Below are 18888 nucleotides of genomic sequence, written 5' to 3'. Positions count from 1 at the left end.
CTTTATTAATCATCACCCCAAGAGCTTCCATTATTGTAGGAGTTGAAAAAGTACTCTGGACGCGTTTTGATAAAATCTTCCTCTTTAAACTCAAATAAGGAAGGGTGTACCTCACCACGTTGGATACTTTTTACTTTGTTTTCTGTGGTGTTTAGTTCATTAAGCACTTGAGTTATCTTGTCTTTCCATCCCTTTTCTGATAGATTAGTTTCGTTTTTTAAGTTGTTATCTCCTGTGTTTTTTGAGATTTTAAAAAGTAATGGAAAATGTACATCTTTTGGCATATTTGGAAAGACGAGTGCTATCATTTCTCGCTTTACTTTAATCTCATCGGTGTCAAAATTTTCTTGACGTAAGCTAAGATTGCTATAGAGTTTATAATCGAGTTGGAGAGATTCAATCTCTAGAGCATTTTCTTTTGCCACTATAGCAGTATAATCGTTTAAGAAACTATAAGTGTAATCACACGGCGTTACAATAGATGCGTATGGAAAGGTGTCTTTGGCGAGTGTGTTTTTATACTCTTCTATGGTATATTCTGTCCATTTTGCTCCTCCAGATGTGTTGTATAAGATAACTTGGTCCTTGTCATAGTTTACAATTATACCAGCTTTATCGCCTAGAAGGCCTTCACCTCCTTGATGAGTTTGCTCTCTACGTATACTATTTACATCTATATGAAAAGTAACTTCGGTTTTAGTATTACCCTCAATATTTTCAAGAACAATTTTTCCCACAAAAGGTTCATTTGCGTCACTTAGTTCTATAATTGGACTTTTTGTTTCTGATGAGAAACCACAAGAATTAAGAGTGCATAATGCTACTAATATAAGTAGATAGCGAAGTTTTTGTGTCATTGTAGAGCTTGATTAGATGTCTAGCAAACTTAACAAAAACCACTTGTTATAAATGTTTCTTTAAAAATAAACCCTCACAAAAGGCTGCCACGCATCTGCATAAACAGAATCATTATCGTCAAAGAGTACATTGTAACGTATCCCGATTGCGCCTAGGCTATTTCCTCCTACGTTGAGACGGTATCCCGCGCCCAGAAAGAGTGCAGTATTCCAAGAGTTTGGAATGTCTGGTAGTCCAGAAACCGATTGAAAAACGCGAAGTTGCTCAAACTCTCCAGAGAGCTGTAAGAAATCAAGCGGATTTGAAATGACAATAGCACTTGCCCCTACAAGAGTTGTTTTAAAATCTCCAAATTTTTGATAAGTGTAATTAAGCCCTGGACCAAATGCGACATATTGATTAGGTTGATACAAAGCACTTGGTGCAACCGTGATGTTAGTATTGTTTCGGCCAAAATTTAAGCCTAATCCACCACCAAAACGCACCTTGCTCCAAAACTCACTTTTAGGTTTTGTAGCAATCTCTTGCGCTTGAGTTGTTGTTGTCATTGTGAAAAAGAGGCCTGTAAGTAGTATAATCCCTAAAAAATTGCATTTCATAGCTGTAGTGTCTTAATTCTCTGTTATAAATATAGGTATTATATGTCCAAAAATGTTAATTATCGTATTTTTGCTTTTCTAAAGTCGCAAGACGCAGAACTTAAATATCAAATGGATAGATTTTCATTTCTGAATGCCGCACATACCGCTTACTTTGCTGAGCTTTACGATCAATATTTACTTAACCCAGATAGTGTAGAAGCTAGCTGGCGCGCTTTTTTTCAAGGTTTTGATTTTGGACTTGAAAGTGCAGAAGAGGTTACTGGTGATGTAGGGGGAGAGACTGTGGTTATTCCTGAAGGAATTCAAAAAGAATTTCAAATAGTAAAATTAATAGACGGATACCGTAACAGAGGTCACCTCTTTACAAAGACTAACCCTGTACGCGCACGTCGTAAATATGCACCTACACTAGAGATTGAAAACTTTGGGCTCTCTAAGTCTGATCTTAGTACAGAGTTTGAAGCTGGTTCAATTTTAGGTATTGGTAAGAAGACGTTACAAGAGATTGTAAATCACCTTGAGGCCATATATTGTGACCACATAGGTATTGAGTATATGTACATTCGTAATCCAGAAGAGATTGCTTGGATACAGAACTGGCTCAATAAAAATGATAACCATCCTTCTTTCTCAAAAGAGGAAAAAAGGCATATTCTCAAAAAATTAAATCAAACAGCTTCTTTTGAAGGTTTCTTGCACTCTAAGTATGTAGGGCAAAAACGTTTTTCTGTAGAAGGACTTGACGCTATGATTCCGGGTCTTGATACGCTTATCGAGAGAGGGTCTGATAAAGGTGTTGAACAATTTGTAGTAGGGATGGCACACCGTGGTCGTCTTAATGTACTAGCAAATATCTTCGGAAAATCACCAGAGGCAATTTTTTCTGAGTTTGATGGGAAAGAGTATGACGAGGATGAGCTTTTTGATGGAGATGTAAAATACCATATGGGGTGGACTAGCTTTCGCGAAAGCGATAAGGGACACAAAATACGTATGGACCTAGCACCTAACCCATCGCACCTCGAGACTGTAGGGGCAGTGATAGAGGGGATGTCTCGTGCAAAAATTGATAATCAGTTAGGAGGAGATGAGAAGAAAATCCTTCCTATTGCTATACACGGAGATGCTGCCGTAGCTGGTCAAGGTATTGTATATGAAATTGTGCAAATGGCACAGTTAGAAGGATATCGCACGGGTGGTACGATACATATCGTAGCAAATAACCAAGTAGGTTTTACTACAAACTATCTCGATGCGAGATCATCAACCTATAGTACAGATATAGGTAAGGTTACCTTGTCTCCAGTGCTACACGTAAATGCAGATGATGTAGAGTCTGTATGTCACGCTTTTGCCTTTGCACTTGATTTTAGAATGCAATTTGGCCGTGATGTATTTATAGACATACTAGGTTATAGAAAGTATGGACATAATGAAGGTGATGAGCCTAGATTTACACAGCCTTTATTATATAAAGCAATCTCAAAACACGCAAACCCACGTGATATCTATGCAGAAAGACTTCTTAAGGAAGGAATTATAGAAAAGGGATACGTAAAGCAGCTCGAAAAAGAATATAAAGATGATCTTGAAGAAGATCTTGAAGAATCTCGTAAGAGAGATAAAACGGTAATTACTGAGATTCTTGCAGATGACTGGGAAGGGTATGAGATAGGAAGTAGAGAAGATATTCTTACTCCTGTAGATACTACCTATGATATAAGTAAGCTAGATGTTATAGCAGATGGTATTACTAAGTTACCAGAAGATAAAAAGTTCATACGCAAGATACAGCGTATTGTTGCCGATAGAAATAAGCAGTATACAGAAAAGAATCAATTAGACTGGGGAATGGGTGAGCTTCTTGCTTACGGTTCTCTTATGGAAGAAGGATTTAATGTACGTATATCTGGACAAGATGTAGAGAGAGGAACATTCTCTCACCGTCACGCCATTATCAAAACAGAAGATGATGTAGAAGAGATTAATCTACACAATCGTCTAGATGTAGCTGGTAAGATGGATATCTATAACTCACTACTTTCTGAGTATGGAGTCGTAGGTTTTGACTACGGGTATGCGATGGCTGCTCCTAAGACACTTACTATCTGGGAGGCTCAATTTGGAGATTTTTCAAATGGTGCACAGATAATGTTAGATCAATACATAAGCGCTGCAGAATCTAAGTGGAAAACACAAAACGGACTCGTAATGTTATTACCTCACGGGTATGAAGGTCAAGGTTCTGAGCACTCTAGTGCACGTATGGAACGTTACCTACAGCTTTGTGCTACAGATAACCTCATAATGGCAGATGTAACGACGCCAGCAAACTTCTTTCACCTACTACGTCGCCAGATGAAGTGGAATTTTAGAAAGCCGCTTGTAGTTTTTACACCTAAATCATTATTAAGGCACCCTCTTGTAGTGAGTACTAAAGAGGAGCTTACCACAGGTTCTTTTCAAGAAGTTCTTGATGACACTGAGGTAGATAAGAAGAAAGTTACATCACTTGTATTCTGTACAGGTAAATTTTATTATGACCTTTTAGAGCGCCGTAAGGAAAATGGCCGTGATGATGTAGCCCTTGTACGTATAGAGCAATTATTCCCGCTGCCACAAAAGCAGTTAGAAGATATTATTGCAAGTTATCCTAATGTAACAGATTATGTCTGGGCACAAGAAGAGCCTAGAAATATGGGAGCTTGGGGTTATATGCTTATGAATTTTGATCAAGTAAAACTTAGAGTAGCATCGCGACGTGTGTATGCATCTCCAGCTGCGGGAAGTAGTACAAGATCAAAAGCAAGACACAAAAAAGTAATAGATAGCGTTTTTGAAGCGCCTGTAAAATAGTAACAATTAATAGCCGCCAGCGTCCTTCATCTAAGTAAGTTGAGTAACACTGGCGTAACCAGAAACATTATGGTTTTAGAAATGAAAGTCCCTTCACCGGGAGAATCCATCACAGAAGTTGAAATCGCACAATGGCTCGTTGAAGACGGCGATTATGTAGAAAAAGACCAGGCCATTGCCGAGGTAGACAGTGATAAAGCAACGCTCGAGCTTCCAGCAGAGATGAGTGGAGTCATTACACTTAAAGCAGAAGAAGGTGATGCTGTTGAGGTAGGTGCAGTTGTGTGCCTTATTGATACTGCTGCAGAGGCGCCAGCTACAGACACCTATGAAGGTGGAGATGAAGGTGGTGGAGACGGTAAAGTAGAAGAAAACCTTAAAAAAGAGCAGGCAGCAACTCCTAACACGGGAGAAAAAGCTCCAGCCGAAACTGAAAAAACATACGCATCTGGAACTCCAAGCCCAGCAGCAAGAAAAATTCTTGATGAAAAAGGAATGACTGCTAGCCAAGTTACGGGTACAGGTAGAGCTGGTCGCGTGACTAAAGAAGATGCTGTAAAAGCAACACCTTCTATGGGAACTCCAGGACCAGGTTCTAGAGGTGACTCACGTACTAAGTTATCTATGTTACGTCGTAAAGTTGCAGAGCGTCTAGTAGAAGCAAAAAACACAACAGCAATGCTTACTACCTTTAACGAGGTAAATATGCAGCCTATATTTGACTTGCGTAAGCAATACAAAGAGGACTTTAAGGCAAAGCACGGTGTAGGTCTAGGTTTTATGTCTTTCTTTACACTAGCAGTAGTAAGAGCTCTTGAGATGTATCCTGCTGTAAACAGTATGATAGATGGTAAGGAGATGCTTACTTTTGATTATAAAGATATCTCAATTGCTGTATCAGGTCCTAAAGGACTTATGGTGCCAGTTATTAGAAATGCAGAAAACCTTTCTTTTAGAGGGGTTGAGAGCGAGGTAAAACGTCTTGCAATAAGAGCTAGAGATGGTAAAATTACTGTAGATGAGATGACAGGAGGAACCTTTACAATCTCAAATGGAGGTGTATTTGGATCTATGTTATCTACACCTATCATAAACCCACCTCAATCTGGTATCTTAGGAATGCACAATATCGTAGAGCGCCCTATCGTAAAAGATGGTGAGATTGTAATCGCACCTATAATGTTTGTAGCATTATCTTATGATCACAGAATTATCGATGGTAAAGAGTCTGTAGGATTCTTAGTGGCAGTAAAAGAAGCACTAGAAGATCCTATTAACATTCTAATGGATGGAGATATCAAGAAAGCCCTAGAGATGTAAATCATTAGGATATAATAATATATGAAAGCCAACTTGTAATAAGTTGGCTTTTCTTTTTTACGCTTTCGCGAAAGCGGTCTCCATAGTATTAATAATCAAAGTATGTAAGTCTTTTTAGATGAGTTCCATAGTTGTGCAAAAAAAAACACTCATTAAAAAAAATTTAATGAGTGCTTTTCAGTTGGGGGAAAGCTTAGGTTTGCGTAATCATAAAGATAAAAACTCTCATTATGAGAAATGAGAGTTTTAAATAGCTTGTTTTCAAATATCATCAAAATCTTGAATAATAACCCTCTTATGAAAAAAGCTATGGGGGAGTACCAAAGATAAGATGGTATTAAGGTAAAATTTTACGGATTTCCTTTATTTGAGCGTTTTTTTATGATTTTTTTCAAACTTTTTTTAAATCAGGCGCAAGTCTGCTAGCAAACGTATGAGGTGTATGGTAGTTTTTGCACCAAACTCAGTGCGCAACTCACGCAGTCGCTTCTCGATACTACTGCGGCTGTAAGGTTTCATATTTTTAGACTTAAAGTGATGTTGTATTTCGTCTTGTGTAGCCCCATCTGCGAGAAGACTTAATAGCTCAATATCGTAGTTATTGAGTTCTACCAGGTTTTTTTGTTTCACATTATCTGCAAGGTGTTGAGAGATGTATTTCTCACCTTTTGCGACCTGCTCTATGGCTTCTTTAAGATTTTCTAGTCCTCGTCTATCTTTACAAACATAACCATCTAGCAAGCCAGACTTCCAGAGGCTGTCAAAACGTTGTGGATGATCCTCCATAGAGTAGACGATTACCTTAATAGACGGGTCTACCTCTTTTAATGCTTTAAAAAGGTGTTCTCCAGAGGTAAGACGTTCTTTGCGATGAGATTCTTTAAAGGAGAGGTCTGTAATTAAAAGGTCAAAGGGAGCGTTGTCTTGTATGGCCATTTTAAACTCTAAAAAAGCTTCATCACAGTACTCCACGTGTACGACTTCTGGTATTTTGAGCTGTTTAAGAATAGAAGAGACACCTAGTTTTATGTTGTCTATATCCTCGGCCGCTAGAATTTTTTTAAACATTGTACTGTAAATTAAATAGGGATTGATAATTCTGCTCTAAAACCTTCATCTACCGCAGAGTCAAATTTTATTTCTCCTCCTAGAGACTTGAGACGGGTTTGCGTATTTAATAAACCGCTACCGCGACTATCTCTTGATAGTGATACTCCTTTACCATTGTCACTGTAGTTAATTTCTAAAAGTTTATCTACACTCTTAAAAACTAGCGCTACAAGAGAAGCCTTACTGTGCTTTCTCATATTAGTCATTAACTCTTGTAGTACTCGGTAAATCTCAATTTTTACTTCGGGATTAATAACACTCCAGTTTATAGATTCCAGACCTCTTAATATAAGTTTGCGTTCTGATGAGGTATAGGTTTGTAAGTTCATTGCAAGTTCTGTCGGGAAGTTCTCATCTGTTTGTATAGGTTTTGTCTCTCTAGAGAGGTCTCTACTTAACTTATAAATGTCCTCAAGTCTATCTGCTACAGCTGGAGAATGTACTTCATTTTCAACCTCATTCATAACTAAGTAAATCTCGTTTGCCAGCTCGTCGTGTAGTTTTTTGGCAAGGCGTTTTTCTGTTTCATAGCGATCTAGTAAACGCTGTTTTTTTGATTTCTCACGCTGGTACAATATAAAAACAACACCTATGATTAAAAGAGCTCCTATACCTGCTAGAGCCCAGTTTCTTTTTCTAATTGCTATGTCTTCCCGAAGCTGTGAGGCTGTAATTTTTTGTAAGGCGATATTTTCTCGTTCTTCTGCCTTTTCTACATCATAGCGCAGCTTTGCAAAGTCAAACTTAGCTTTGTTTTGAGCTTTAGTTAGAGAGTCTGACAAGGAGGTGTATTCTTCAAAAAGGACATTAGACTCTTTAGTTACTGGGATCAAATAATCGAGCGCTTTTATAACAGCCTCAGTATTCTTAGCTTTAGAAGATATGTTATAAGCTTGTTGTGCGTGATATGCAGTCTTTTTAGTGTTTTCTAATGCCATATAAGCCTCTGCAAGGTGTATATGACTCGCATATTCTCCAGGTATGTCATTTATATCACTTCTCAAGTCTAAAGCTTCTTCTAGTAAGGGTATGGCGTCTTTGTGTCCAGCACGTGATTTTGCAAAGCCATAATTATCTTTGAGTCTATATAATGTTTTAAGTGACAGGCTATCTTTATAGGCAAGACCTACCTCTAGTTGTTGTATGGCGCCATTATTATCACCAGATTTAAGTAGCGTGATAGCATAATTATTAATGAGTGAGGCTTTACTACTTGAAGCGTTAGCTAGTTGTAATGCTTTGCGATGGTACCGTATAGCCTCTTTCCATAAGCCACGCTCCCTATAAACCCTACCCAAAATATCATAGAACCAAGAGATTTCTGAGGGGTCCTTTAATGTGTTACTATAGTCAAGAGCATTTACAATAGTATATTCTGCCCCATCTATATCGCCAAGACTGGTTTGTATGTAGCTCGCTTTTTTTGAAATTTTTATTATCTGTATACTATCCTTTAACTCAGTAAAGAGTTCTATGGCGTGTACATAGTTTGTAAAAGCCTCAGAGGTGTTCTGCTTTTTCTTATAAATATCTCCTTGATTATCATAAGATTGAGCGATAAATCGCTTGTTTTTTAGTTTAGTTGCTTCGTCTAATACTGTTTTAGTCTGGGCAATTGCTTGATCGTATTGCTTATCATAATAATACAAATCACACCTATAGATTAGTTGTTCAAGGTATACAGAGTCAGACACTTGTCTTGACCAGTAAATTGCTTTATCATTTGCTGCCAGTCTATCTTTGTAAGATTCTTTTTTTTTACGGCTTAACTTTTTGTAGTACAGTAAACTATCCTCAGCCTTATATTTCTGAGGTGGGAGGGTGCTGTAAACCGTAAAACTATACAGTAAAAAAAGGGATGACAGAACAAACTGTTTCATCCCTCTAATATACGAATTAGTGAAAAATATTAAGATGCAAAAGGTCTAATTACCCTCTTCATCTTCCTTTTCTTCTCCATTGTTATCATCCTCTCCCCAAGTACTTTCTATGCGATCACTTTCTTCGGTCACGGTATCTGGAGTGCAAGCAGTAAAGGTTACTCCCATAAATAAAAATGCTAAGATGTAAATTGTTGTTTTCATAATTTTAATGTTTCAGGGTTATTATTTTACGTAAGAAAAATCTTATTTAACAAAGAAATATGTAGCCTTTTACGGATTTCCTTTATGAAACCTAATGCTATTTATCGTTCTTTGTGTGCTGATTATCTTTTACATACGTAAATATCTAGCTTATCAAGAGTGCTAGATGGAAAACCGATGGAAAATCCTTTCCAATCCCTAATAGAAAAATATATAGGAATGATTTAGAAATAAAAATTACCATTATGATGTTTAGAAAAATTGTTTTGTCCGCTTTCGCGAAAGCGCAAACAGAAACCCCCGGAAACACAAAAACACAATGGGCAGACCACCTAGCAATTAGTCTCTGGTGTGAGTGTAATTATCAAATCTCAAGAAGAACACTTCTTAATTATTACAATAATTACATAGAAGATGGAGATAATGAAGAGCTATCGCCAAATGCAAAGATGATTGAGATGCTCTGTAAGTATCTAGGTTATCCAAATTATGCCACTTATCTTTTGCACCAAGCGAGTATGCAAGGTGTGAGAAATGATGAGAACCCACAGGCATTTACCTATACGTTACAAACAGAGAGTTATAAAGAAGAAGTGACTATACTTATTCGTAGAGAGCTAGTGACACCTCGTAATGTGGCATAACTAGTTTAACTTATAATGTACTTTATTTTCATCTAGAGAGTCTAGTAGCTCCTGGCATATTCTTATTTTAGTCTTTTTGCTAGGCATTTTTACATAGATTTTTTCCTGAGGTTCAAACACTTGAAAGTGCAGTTTTGCACTACCTATGTGTTGATCTAAAATTTCCTTAATCTCTGCTACTCTAGCTTCGGCTATCTCATTTATGTCGATGTTTATGGTGAGCTTTTTAGCATTATTTTCCATAACATCTTGCAGTTGCTGTATGCTATTAAACTGGGTGCGAGGATCACTCTTTCTTCCAGTCTCTCTATTAGTAAAACCATCTTTTATAAAGACCTTAGCGTGTATAAAACTATTAGGTATTAAAAAGTGTCTCATCTTGAGATACTCTTCCCCAAACATTCTAAACTCAAAGGTGTCTGTAAAGTCCTCTACCGTAAAAGCTGCCCAACCTTTGCCATTTTTTGATACACGATGTTGTACATCTGTAATTACTCCACCAAAGGTGAGTTCTCTATTTACAAAAGCCTCCATCTGGTTAAAATGAGCAACGGTAGCGTTGCAAAAGGTCTCCATCTCGGTTTTAAAATCATCTAGTGGGTGACCAGAGATGTATACACCTACAACTTCTTTCTCACGTTTGAGCTTCTCCATTGTGCCCCATTCTTCACACGGCGGAACTTCTGGTTCTGGTATTTGCACCTCACTTGCTTCTCCAAAAAGGCTTACTTGAGAGCTATTTTCATTTTCTTGATAGCGTGCACCATACTTTACTGCTTTTTCTAAAAAGGTAATCCCATCACCATTATCATTAAAGAATTGTGCTCTGTGCGTGTCGCCATCTAGTTCATCAAAGCCGCCGGCTAGAGCAAGACTTTCAAAAGCTTTCTTATTTGCAGCACGTAAATCTACACGACGAGCAAAGTCAAAAACAGATTTATATTTTCCTTCTTTTCTATTTTCTACAATAGTGGCAACTGCTCCCGTACCTACACCTTTTACAGCACCCATACCAAAACGTACAGCGCCATTATCATTTACTGTAAATTTTCTAAAAGATTCATTTACATCTGGGCCTAGTACTTCTAGTCCCATACGTTTTGCTTCTTCCATAAAGAATGTTACTTGCTTTATGTCATTCATATTGTTAGAAAGTACAGCGGCAAGATACTCTGCAGGGTAGTGTGCCTTTAAATATGCTGTTTGATAGGCAATCCAAGCGTAGCAGGTAGAGTGAGATTTATTAAAGGCATATGCAGCAAATGCTTCCCAGTCTTTCCATATTTTTTCCAGCTTTTCTGGATCGTGTCCTTTTGCAGATGCCTGTTCTATAAACTTAGGCTTCATTTTGTCAAGAACGGCAATTTGCTTTTTACCCATCGCCTTACGCAGTACATCTGCCTCACCTTTTGTAAAGTCGGCAAGTTTTTGAGATAGAAGCATTACTTGCTCTTGGTATACAGTAATACCATAGGTTTCTTTTAAGTACTCTTCCATTGCTGGTAAGTCATACTCAATATCTTCTTCTCCGTGCTTCCTTCTTACAAAAGAGGGGATGTACTCCATTGGCCCCGGGCGATACAGCGCATTCATTGCAATAAGATCTTCAAAAACGGTAGGTTTAAGAGATTGCATATGCTTTTGCATACCAGGTGATTCATATTGAAAAATCCCTATCGTGTCACCACGCTGGAAGAGTTCATATGTCTTTTCATCATCTAGAGGGAAGTTCTCTGGATCCAGATCTACATTGTGGCGATACTTTACTAGCTTAACAGTGTCCTTTATAAGAGTAAGGGTCTTCAGACCCAAGAAATCCATCTTAAGTAATCCAGCTTCTTCTACTACAGAGTTGTCAAACTGTGTTACATAGAGATCTGAGTCTTTTGCTAGTGCAACAGGTACAAAATTTGTGATATCATCTGGTGTGATAATCACTCCACAGGCGTGTATCCCCGTGTTACGTACAGAACCCTCTAGTTGGCGTGCTTGTCTGAGCATTTGCCCTTCCAGGTTGTCTTGTGTTTCTATATTAATAAGCTCCTGCACTTTTGGAAGATCATCAGATCTAAAGGCGCTGCGTAGCTCTGCATCTGTTTTTCCAAATATCTTACGCAGCTTACTCATAGTAGGTATGAGCTTTGCAATACGGTCTGCATCTCCTAGTGATAGATCTAGTGCTCTAGAGGTATCTCGTATAGAAGACTTTGCGGCCATTGTACCGTATGTAATAATTTGTGCAACTTGATTTGCTCCATACTTATCTATTACATATTGCATTACACGTCCACGTCCTTCATCATCAAAATCAATATCAATATCGGGCATACTCACACGATCCGGATTTAAGAAACGCTCAAAAAGTAGGTCGTACTTCATCGGGTCTATGTTTGTAATCCATAAACAGTATGCTGCAACAGATCCCGCGGCAGATCCACGACCAGGTCCTACAGATACATCCATATTACGAGCCTCGCGTATAAAATCTTCTACAATCAAGAAGTAACCCGGGTATCCTGTTTTTTCTATAACGTCAAGCTCAAAATCTAAACGTTCTGTAACTTCTTCTGAGAGTTCTTCACCATAACGCTTTTTTGCACCTTCATAAACCAGATGTCTTAAAAAAGCATTTTCACCACGTTTTCCACCATCTATGGCATCTTCTGGAGATACAAATTCTTGAGGTATGTCAAAAGCTGGAAGCAGTACGTCTCTCGCAAGTTCATAAGGTTCAATTTTATCAACAACCTCTTGTACATTTAAAATAGCTTCTGGCACATCTGCAAAGAGGGTTTTCATTTCCTCTCCACTTTTAAAGTAGTACTCATCATTAGGAAGGCCATAACGATAGCCACGACCACGACCCTTTGGCGTTGCCACTTTTTCTCCATCTTTTACACAAAGTAATACGTCGTGTGCATCTGCATCAGATTTTTCGATGTAAAAAGTATTGTTTGATGCGACAGTTTTTATGTTATGCTTTCGCGAAAGCGAGAGTAAAACAGGCATCACTCTATCCTCATCTTCTTGCCCGTGACGCATTAACTCAACATAAAGATCATTACCAAACTGTTCTTTCCACCAAACGAGCGCTTCCTCGGCTTGTTTTTCGCCTACGTTAAGTATTTTGCTAGGCACCTCTCCATATAGGTTACCTGTGAGTACAATAAGATCATCGTGATATTGCATTATCACATTACGATCTATACGAGGTACATAATAAAAACCATCTGTGTAGGCAATAGACGCCATTTTACAGAGGTTTTGATATCCATTTTTATTTTTGGCGAGGATCACTATTTGGTACCCATTATCTTTCTGGCTTTTGTTTTTGTGGTCTACACATACGTTAAACTCACAACCAATAATGGCTTTAAGAGGTACTCTCTCCGGTTCTTCTCCCGCCTCTACGGCTGCGGCATTTGCTTTTTTTACGCCTGCGTTATGTGACTTTACCGCTTTTGTAAAGTGAAAAGCTCCCATCATATTACCCATATCTGTCATAGCGACTGCAGGCATTTTTTGAGCTGCAGCAGCCTTTACAATGTCTTGTACACTAGCAGTAGACTGCAGTATAGAAAACTGTGAGTGATTATGTAGATGAGCAAACTTTACCTCAGATAGCTTTGCAGCATTATCTTCTAGTTCTGTTTGTGATATTTCTGGGGCTTCATTTTGTGCAGCTAGTTTTTTAGCAATACGCTCAGAGGCTTTTTTGAGATTGATGTGTTTGAGTCCTATAAACTCAATGGGTTGCGGGTTTGCTTGAGAGAACCTATCAAAATAGTCTGGCTGTACATCTAGCTCCTCTTTTGTGTATACACGCTGGCGTATAAGTTCTAAAAAGCAACGCGTAGTCGCCTCAACATCTGCCGTAGCATTGTGAGCTTCTCCAAAACCTTCACCAAAAAGATGTTTGTGCAACTCTGTAAGTGTAGGTAGTTTAAATTTTCCACCTCGTCCTCCAGGTAACTGGCAAAGGGTTGCCGTTTTTTCTGTACACGTATCTAGTACGGGCAGCTCTTGCAGGTCGTTGCCAATGTTGAGTCTGTGAAACTCTGCACCCATAATATTTGTGTCAAAACCTACGTTTTGACCCACCACATATTTTGCCTGAGATAATGCAATATTAAACTTCTCAAGAACCTCAGAGAGTGCGACTCCGTCTTTTTCTGCCAGGGCTGTTGATATCCCGTGTATACGCTCTGCATCATAGGGAATGTCAAAGCCTTCTGGCTTTACTAGATAATCTTGATGCTCTATAACTTGTCCCATCTCATCGTGCAGCTGCCAGGCTATCTGTATACAGCGTGGCCAGTTGTCTGAGTCTGTAATAGGAGCGTTCCAGTTTTTTGGAAGTCCCGTAGTTTCGGTGTCAAAAATGAGGTACATAGGCGTAAAAAATGTGGATAAGAAATGTACAGAATTTTACTCTTTAATGTGTGCTTAATTGATGTCAAATTTTGATGATTTATGCACAATTTTTTAAGTTGAGATAAGACATTGACCATCAGAAATTGAAGCAAAAAAATCCCAGCCTAGTGGCTGGGATTTCCCTTCTTTTTCAAATTCAATTTTTTATAGTGTGCTTATTATGCCCACTCCTCTAGAGTTTTTACCTCATTAAGAGCATTCTGTATGCTGTTGCGTTGTTGTTCTAAAATTGTTCTTGTAGAACTTGGTAATGTAGTCTCTGCTAGCACTTCATTATATGTTTCTACAGAGGCTTTTTCTCCTCTTATTGCTTCTTCTAGTACTGCCTCATCATTATCTGTAGTGAAGGCTGCTTTAATATCCATCCACGCTCTGTGCGCGTCTGCAGTGAAGCTTGTTCCTTTATCTACTTCTTGTCCAAAACTGCGTACTTCTTCTTTAATCTCGTGTCCAAAGTTATATCGATCTTGAGCACGGTTGTTAAAAAAGTTTTTTAGTCCTGTGTTGCTTACTTTTTCTGCCGCTTTCTTGTAGCCAGCTTCTGCATCATATGACTTGGTTAATAAATTATTTAACTTATTTCCTACTTCTTCTGTATAGCTCATAATATATTTTTTGTTGTTAGTAATGATGTAAAGGTACAGGGATACAGGGCTCTGGGTTAAGGGTTTAACCACCTTTAACCTCATAGCGCTAGTTTTGGCGCTTATTAACGTAAATCTGTGTTAAGTGTCTTAAATTACTTAACATAAAAGAAAAAGCACCCCTTGTGGAGTGCTTGTATTGTGGGTGGTTACGCTTTCGCGAAAGCGTAATAATACCTAATAATTTATAGTAAATGCACCTTCTGTTACGTCAAACCCATCATCTGTTTGAAAAGAAAAGGTACCTACAATAAGCTCATTTGCCGCATCATTTGTAATGATGGTAAGTTCTCCAGATGTAGCATTAGACACTCCATTGGGAACCGTATAACCAGCCGAAAGATCTGGATTTGTACCTAATAAGTAGTTACCTGGCATTGTATTGAGCGGAAAGTTTAAAGCAAGAGAGGTGGTAGAGGTCTGTCCTACTACGGTTATAAGATTACCAGATACAGAACTATTTATTATAGTAGGAACAAAAGTAATTGTGTTGACCTTTGCTGTAAAGCTGTCAGAAAGTATAATAATTTCTGGTTCCTCCATTAAAGGACTTAATATAGGAACTTGATATGCAATACCTCTGTAAAAGAAAACGGAGTCTTGAAGTGATTCTGTATATGCAGTAAAGCTAAACTCGCCAGAAAGACTAGTATCACCGTTAAGAGAATAAACAAAATTTCCTCGAGAAAGAGGGTTAAGTGTGCTGTATTCTACACCATTCTCATCCGTGTATACAGCTATATTTGTGTTGTTTGATCCGCCTAGGGTAACGGGGCTCTGGCTCTGGTTGTTAACAAGAAGATTAACGGCTTCAAGGCCGCGCTCTCCAGTGACAACAAGGCTTCCGTCTGTATTAAAAATGGCTCTCGAGTCATTTGCTCTAAAGAGTAAGCTGTCTTTAATTCCTTGTAAAGCCGGACTATTGTCTTCTATTGTACTACAAGAAGTAAAGAGCATTACACTTATTAATGTAAGGAATAATACTTTCATTGAGGGGTGTCTTAAATATTTTGCAAAAGTACTCTATATTAAAGACATAACGTGTCGAATGGATCAAAAATTGTAGTATATTTGCAGACTTAAATAAAAACAGGGGTCGGGTACCCCACAAATTAACTTTTATGTCAGTTAAAATTAGATTACAAAGACACGGTAAAAAAGGAAAACCTTTTTACTGGATCGTAGCAGCAGATGCACGCGCAAAGAGAGATGGTAAATACTTAGAAAAAATAGGTACTTACAATCCTAACAGTAACCCAGCACAGATTGATCTAGATGTAGATGGAGCTGTAACTTGGTTACAAAACGGAGCGCAGCCTACTGAGACGGCAAAACGTCTTTTATCGTACAAAGGAGCAATGCTCAAAAATCACCTTGCAGGTGGTGTACGTAAAGGAGCGCTTACTGAAGAGCAAGCAGAAGAAAAATTCAACGCTTGGTTAGAAGAAAAAGCTTCTAAAGTAGCAGCTAAGAAAGGTGACCTTTCTAAAGCAGAAGAAAAAGCAAAAGCAGACGCTCTTGCAGCTGAGAAAGCTGTAAACGAGGCTCGTATCGCAGCAGCACAACCAGAAGTGGTTGCAGATGCTGAGGATGCTCCTGGTGCAGAGGGTGAAGCAGCAGCTTCAGACTCTGAAGAGTAAACAGCATTATAAGCCCACGGGCTTTATAAATGTAACAGAAACGTCCTAATGTAATTATTAGGACGTTTTCTTATTTTATAAGATATCATTGTATTTTTACAACCTATGAAAAAGGAAGAATGTTTTTACCTAGGTAAAATAGTACGTAAGTACAGTTTTAAAGGAGAACTACTCGCAAAACTAGATACAGACGAGCCAGAACAGTATGTAGATATGGACTCTGTCTTTATCGATTTCGGGCCTAGTCTTGTGCCTTATTTTATCGAGTCTTCACAATTACACAAGTCTACACTGCTCCGTGTAAAATTTGAAGATATAGATACAGAAGAAGATGCAGATGATATGATAGGAGCTGGTTTATACCTTCCACTAGACCTATTGCCAGAGTTAAAGGGAGATCAATTTTACTTCCACGAGGTAGTAGGCTTTACTGCGGTAGACAAAGCTTTTGGTGAGATAGGTGTCATCACTTATGTAAATGACAGTAACACTCAGGCTATTTTTGAGATAGACCGTGATGGCTCCCAAGTACTCATCCCTATGGTAGATGACTTTATCAAAAAGGTAGACCGCGAGAATAAACAAATGCATTTTGAACTACCTGAAGGCTTGATAGATTTATACATATAATGTCATCAAAACCCTTTAAATTCAAACAGTTTACCATCGCTCAAGATCGCTGTGCGATGAAAATAGGCACAGATGGTGTCTTGCTAGGAGCTTGGACGTCTACAGAGGCTTACCCAGATAGCATACTTGATATAGGGACAGGCACAGGTGTGATTGCACTTATGCTTGCACAGCGCTGCGATGCACAAACCATAGATGCCGTTGAGCTAGATGATAATGCCTATGAGCAGGCTACCGAAAATTTTGAAAACAGTGACTGGGGCGATCGTCTGTTCTGTTACCACGCACATTTATACGAGTTTGCGGCAGAGGTAGATGATGAGTATGACCTTATAGTTTGTAACCCGCCATTTTATACAGAAGATCTCACACAAGCCTCACAAGACGCATTAAAAGAAAAGTCGCAAAATGATGGTGCAGCCCAAGATGCAAGAGAGCAAGCAAGGTTTGAGTCTGCGATGCCTTTTGAATTACTCGTGGGAGCGGTGGCAAAGCTGCTTTCGCCAGAAGGTACATTTAACGTGATAATCCCTTATGAGCGTGAAGATGATTTTATTTTGCTATGTTCTAGAGCACAACTTGTGCCTACAAGAATTACCAGAGTAAAAGGAACCCCAGACGCACCAGTAAAGCGTAGTCTTATGTCTTTCTCAGTTGCTTTTCAAGATGAACAAGTGGTAGATGGAGAAGACCGCTTTCGCGAAAGCGTAACCCCGCAAAGTCCCGCAGAGATAACAACGCTTATTATCGAAAAGTCACGTCACGACTATACGGATGCATATGTATCACTAGTTAAAGACTTCTATATCAAAATGTAAGCTGGGTTTTGGGCATTGAAAACGTTTTCGCTACTTTTACGATGCAAAAAACTAAGCTATGAAACCAGATCTTTTTGAGGCTCCAGATTATTATAATCTAGACGACCTTCTTACCGAAGAACATAAATTAATACGTGATGCTGCCCGCGCTTGGGTAAAGCGTGACGTATCACCTATAATAGAACAAGCAGCGCAAGATGCAAAGTTTCCAAAATCTATCATTCCAGGCCTAGCAGAAATAGGTGCTTTTGGACCATATATTCCTGAGCAATATGGCGGAGCTGGCTTAGATCAAATTTCTTACGGACTTATAATGCAAGAGATAGAGCGTGGTGACTCTGGCGTGCGATCTACTGCCTCTGTACAATCTTCACTAGTGATGTATCCTATATGGAAATATGGCTCTGAAGAGCAACGTAACAAGTTTTTACCAAAACTAGCCTCTGGTGAGTTTATGGGATCTTTTGGACTTACAGAACCAGATCACGGGTCTAATCCTAGTGGGATGGTTACAAACTTTAAAGATATGGGGGACCATTATCTTTTAAACGGGGCAAAACTTTGGATCTCAAATAGCCCATTTTGTGATGTGGCTGTAGTGTGGGCAAAAAATGAAGAAGGACGTATACACGGTCTTATAGTAGAAAGAGGAATGGAAGGATTTTCTACTCCAGAGACTCACAATAAATGGTCACTTAGAGCAAGTGCTACCGGTGAGCTTATCTTTCAAGATGTAAAAGTGCCTAAAGAAAATTTATTACCAAATAAATCTGGATTAGGAGCGCCATTAGGTTGTCTTGATTCGGCACGTTTTGGTATTGCTTGGGGAGCGATAGGAGCCGCAATGGACTGTTATGATACTGCATTGCGTTATGCAAAAGAGCGTATCCAGTTTGGGAAGCCTATTGCCGCATTCCAATTGCAGCAGAAGAAGCTGGCAGAAATGATTACAGAGATTACAAAAGCACAATTACTAGCTTTTAGATTAGGACAGCTCAAAAATGAAGATAGAGCTACGTCTGCACAAATATCTATGGCAAAGCGTAATAATGTTGAGATGGCTATAAAAATTGCTCGTGAGGCACGCCAGATGCTAGGTGGTATGGGTATTACAGGAGAGTATAGTATTATGCGCCATATGATGAACCTAGAGAGTGTAATCACTTATGAAGGCACCCACGACATACACTTGCTTATAACAGGTCTTGATATTACAGGAGAGAATGCTTTTAAATAGTAAGCGTTACT

At 38.7% G+C, this 18888-nt stretch carries 15 protein-coding genes; 7 read left to right on the top strand and 8 right to left on the bottom strand.

From position 1 onward, the window contains the following. Positions 1-5: 5 nt before the first annotated feature. Positions 6-857, bottom strand: a complete 852-nt coding sequence (locus Q0948_RS04220; RefSeq protein ID WP_298348993.1) for a hypothetical protein — start codon at positions 855-857, stop codon at positions 6-8. A gap of 60 nt (positions 858-917) precedes the next feature. Next, complete coding sequence (locus tag Q0948_RS04215; protein WP_035334746.1) at positions 918-1457, bottom strand: hypothetical protein; 540 nt, start codon at positions 1455-1457, stop codon at positions 918-920. Between the two features lie 111 nt (positions 1458-1568). Between Q0948_RS04215 and Q0948_RS04210 the strand changes: the two genes are divergently transcribed. Continuing rightward, positions 1569-4316 (top strand): 2-oxoglutarate dehydrogenase E1 component, encoded by a 2748-nt coding sequence (locus tag Q0948_RS04210; protein WP_298348988.1) that lies wholly within the window; start codon positions 1569-1571, stop codon positions 4314-4316. 69 nt (positions 4317-4385) lie between these two features. Next, complete coding sequence (gene odhB / locus Q0948_RS04205; RefSeq protein WP_035334745.1) at positions 4386-5636, top strand: 2-oxoglutarate dehydrogenase complex dihydrolipoyllysine-residue succinyltransferase; 1251 nt, start codon at positions 4386-4388, stop codon at positions 5634-5636. Positions 5637-6038: 402 nt separating this feature from the next. On the opposite strand, the gene Q0948_RS04200 is transcribed toward odhB, so the two are convergent. From Q0948_RS04200 to Q0948_RS04190, 3 genes are read right to left on the bottom strand one after another with little or no spacing between them, the layout of a single operon-like run. Further along, positions 6039-6704 carry a DNA-binding response regulator gene (locus tag Q0948_RS04200; protein WP_298348982.1) on the bottom strand — a complete coding sequence of 222 codons (666 nt, stop codon included), beginning with the start codon at positions 6702-6704 and terminating at the stop codon, positions 6039-6041. Positions 6705-6715: 11 nt separating this feature from the next. Then, a complete protein-coding gene (locus Q0948_RS04195; RefSeq protein WP_298348979.1) occupies positions 6716-8626 on the bottom strand; it encodes a tetratricopeptide repeat-containing sensor histidine kinase in 1911 nt (636 codons plus the stop codon). 45 nt (positions 8627-8671) lie between these two features. Beyond that, the gene (locus Q0948_RS04190; RefSeq protein WP_298348977.1) at positions 8672-8830 is read right to left on the bottom strand and encodes a hypothetical protein; all 159 of its coding nucleotides are present in this window, start codon (positions 8828-8830) and stop codon (positions 8672-8674) included. A gap of 245 nt (positions 8831-9075) precedes the next feature. Between Q0948_RS04190 and Q0948_RS04185 the strand changes: the two genes are divergently transcribed. After that, positions 9076-9474: a hypothetical protein gene (locus tag Q0948_RS04185; RefSeq protein ID WP_298348974.1), complete on the top strand. Its 399-nt coding sequence runs from the start codon at positions 9076-9078 to the stop codon at positions 9472-9474. Here the strand turns inward: Q0948_RS04185 and dnaE are convergent, their stop codons facing one another. The 3 genes from dnaE to Q0948_RS04170 form a co-directional block, all read right to left on the bottom strand. Beyond that, complete coding sequence (dnaE, locus tag Q0948_RS04180; protein WP_298348971.1) at positions 9475-13866, bottom strand: DNA polymerase III subunit alpha; 4392 nt, start codon at positions 13864-13866, stop codon at positions 9475-9477. A 200-nt stretch (positions 13867-14066) separates the two neighbouring features. Then, entirely contained in the window at positions 14067-14513 is a 447-nt protein-coding gene (locus Q0948_RS04175; protein WP_298348968.1) for a PA2169 family four-helix-bundle protein, read from the bottom strand. A 216-nt stretch (positions 14514-14729) separates the two neighbouring features. Continuing rightward, on the bottom strand, positions 14730-15542 hold the full coding sequence (locus Q0948_RS04170; RefSeq protein ID WP_298348965.1) for a DUF6252 family protein: 813 nt from the start codon (positions 15540-15542) through the stop codon (positions 14730-14732). A 131-nt stretch (positions 15543-15673) separates the two neighbouring features. Here Q0948_RS04170 and Q0948_RS04165 point away from each other — a divergent pair, with 131 nt between their 5' ends. The 4 genes from Q0948_RS04165 to Q0948_RS04150 all read left to right on the top strand — a co-directional run bounded on the left by Q0948_RS04165 (position 15674) and on the right by Q0948_RS04150 (position 18877). Continuing rightward, positions 15674-16192 carry a 30S ribosomal protein S16 gene (locus tag Q0948_RS04165; protein WP_298348962.1) on the top strand — a complete coding sequence of 173 codons (519 nt, stop codon included), beginning with the start codon at positions 15674-15676 and terminating at the stop codon, positions 16190-16192. Between the two features lie 105 nt (positions 16193-16297). Then, entirely contained in the window at positions 16298-16822 is a 525-nt protein-coding gene (rimM, locus tag Q0948_RS04160; protein ID WP_298348959.1) for a ribosome maturation factor RimM, read from the top strand. Then, on the top strand, positions 16822-17640 hold the full coding sequence (locus Q0948_RS04155) for a methyltransferase (RefSeq protein ID WP_298348955.1): 819 nt from the start codon (positions 16822-16824) through the stop codon (positions 17638-17640). Before rimM ends, Q0948_RS04155 begins: the two co-directional genes overlap by 1 nt. Positions 17641-17698: 58 nt before the next feature. Continuing rightward, positions 17699-18877, top strand: coding sequence for an acyl-CoA dehydrogenase family protein (locus Q0948_RS04150; RefSeq protein ID WP_038597551.1), 1179 nt, complete (start codon positions 17699-17701; stop codon positions 18875-18877). The last annotated feature ends 11 nt before the right edge of the window (positions 18878-18888 follow it).

Origin of the sequence: uncultured Dokdonia sp. (assembly GCF_947496725.1) — a bacterium.
In the GTDB taxonomy this organism is placed as follows: domain Bacteria; phylum Bacteroidota; class Bacteroidia; order Flavobacteriales; family Flavobacteriaceae; genus Dokdonia.
The sequence above is the reverse complement of the archived record's forward strand: the minus strand, read 5'-3'. Positions and strand labels throughout refer to the sequence as shown.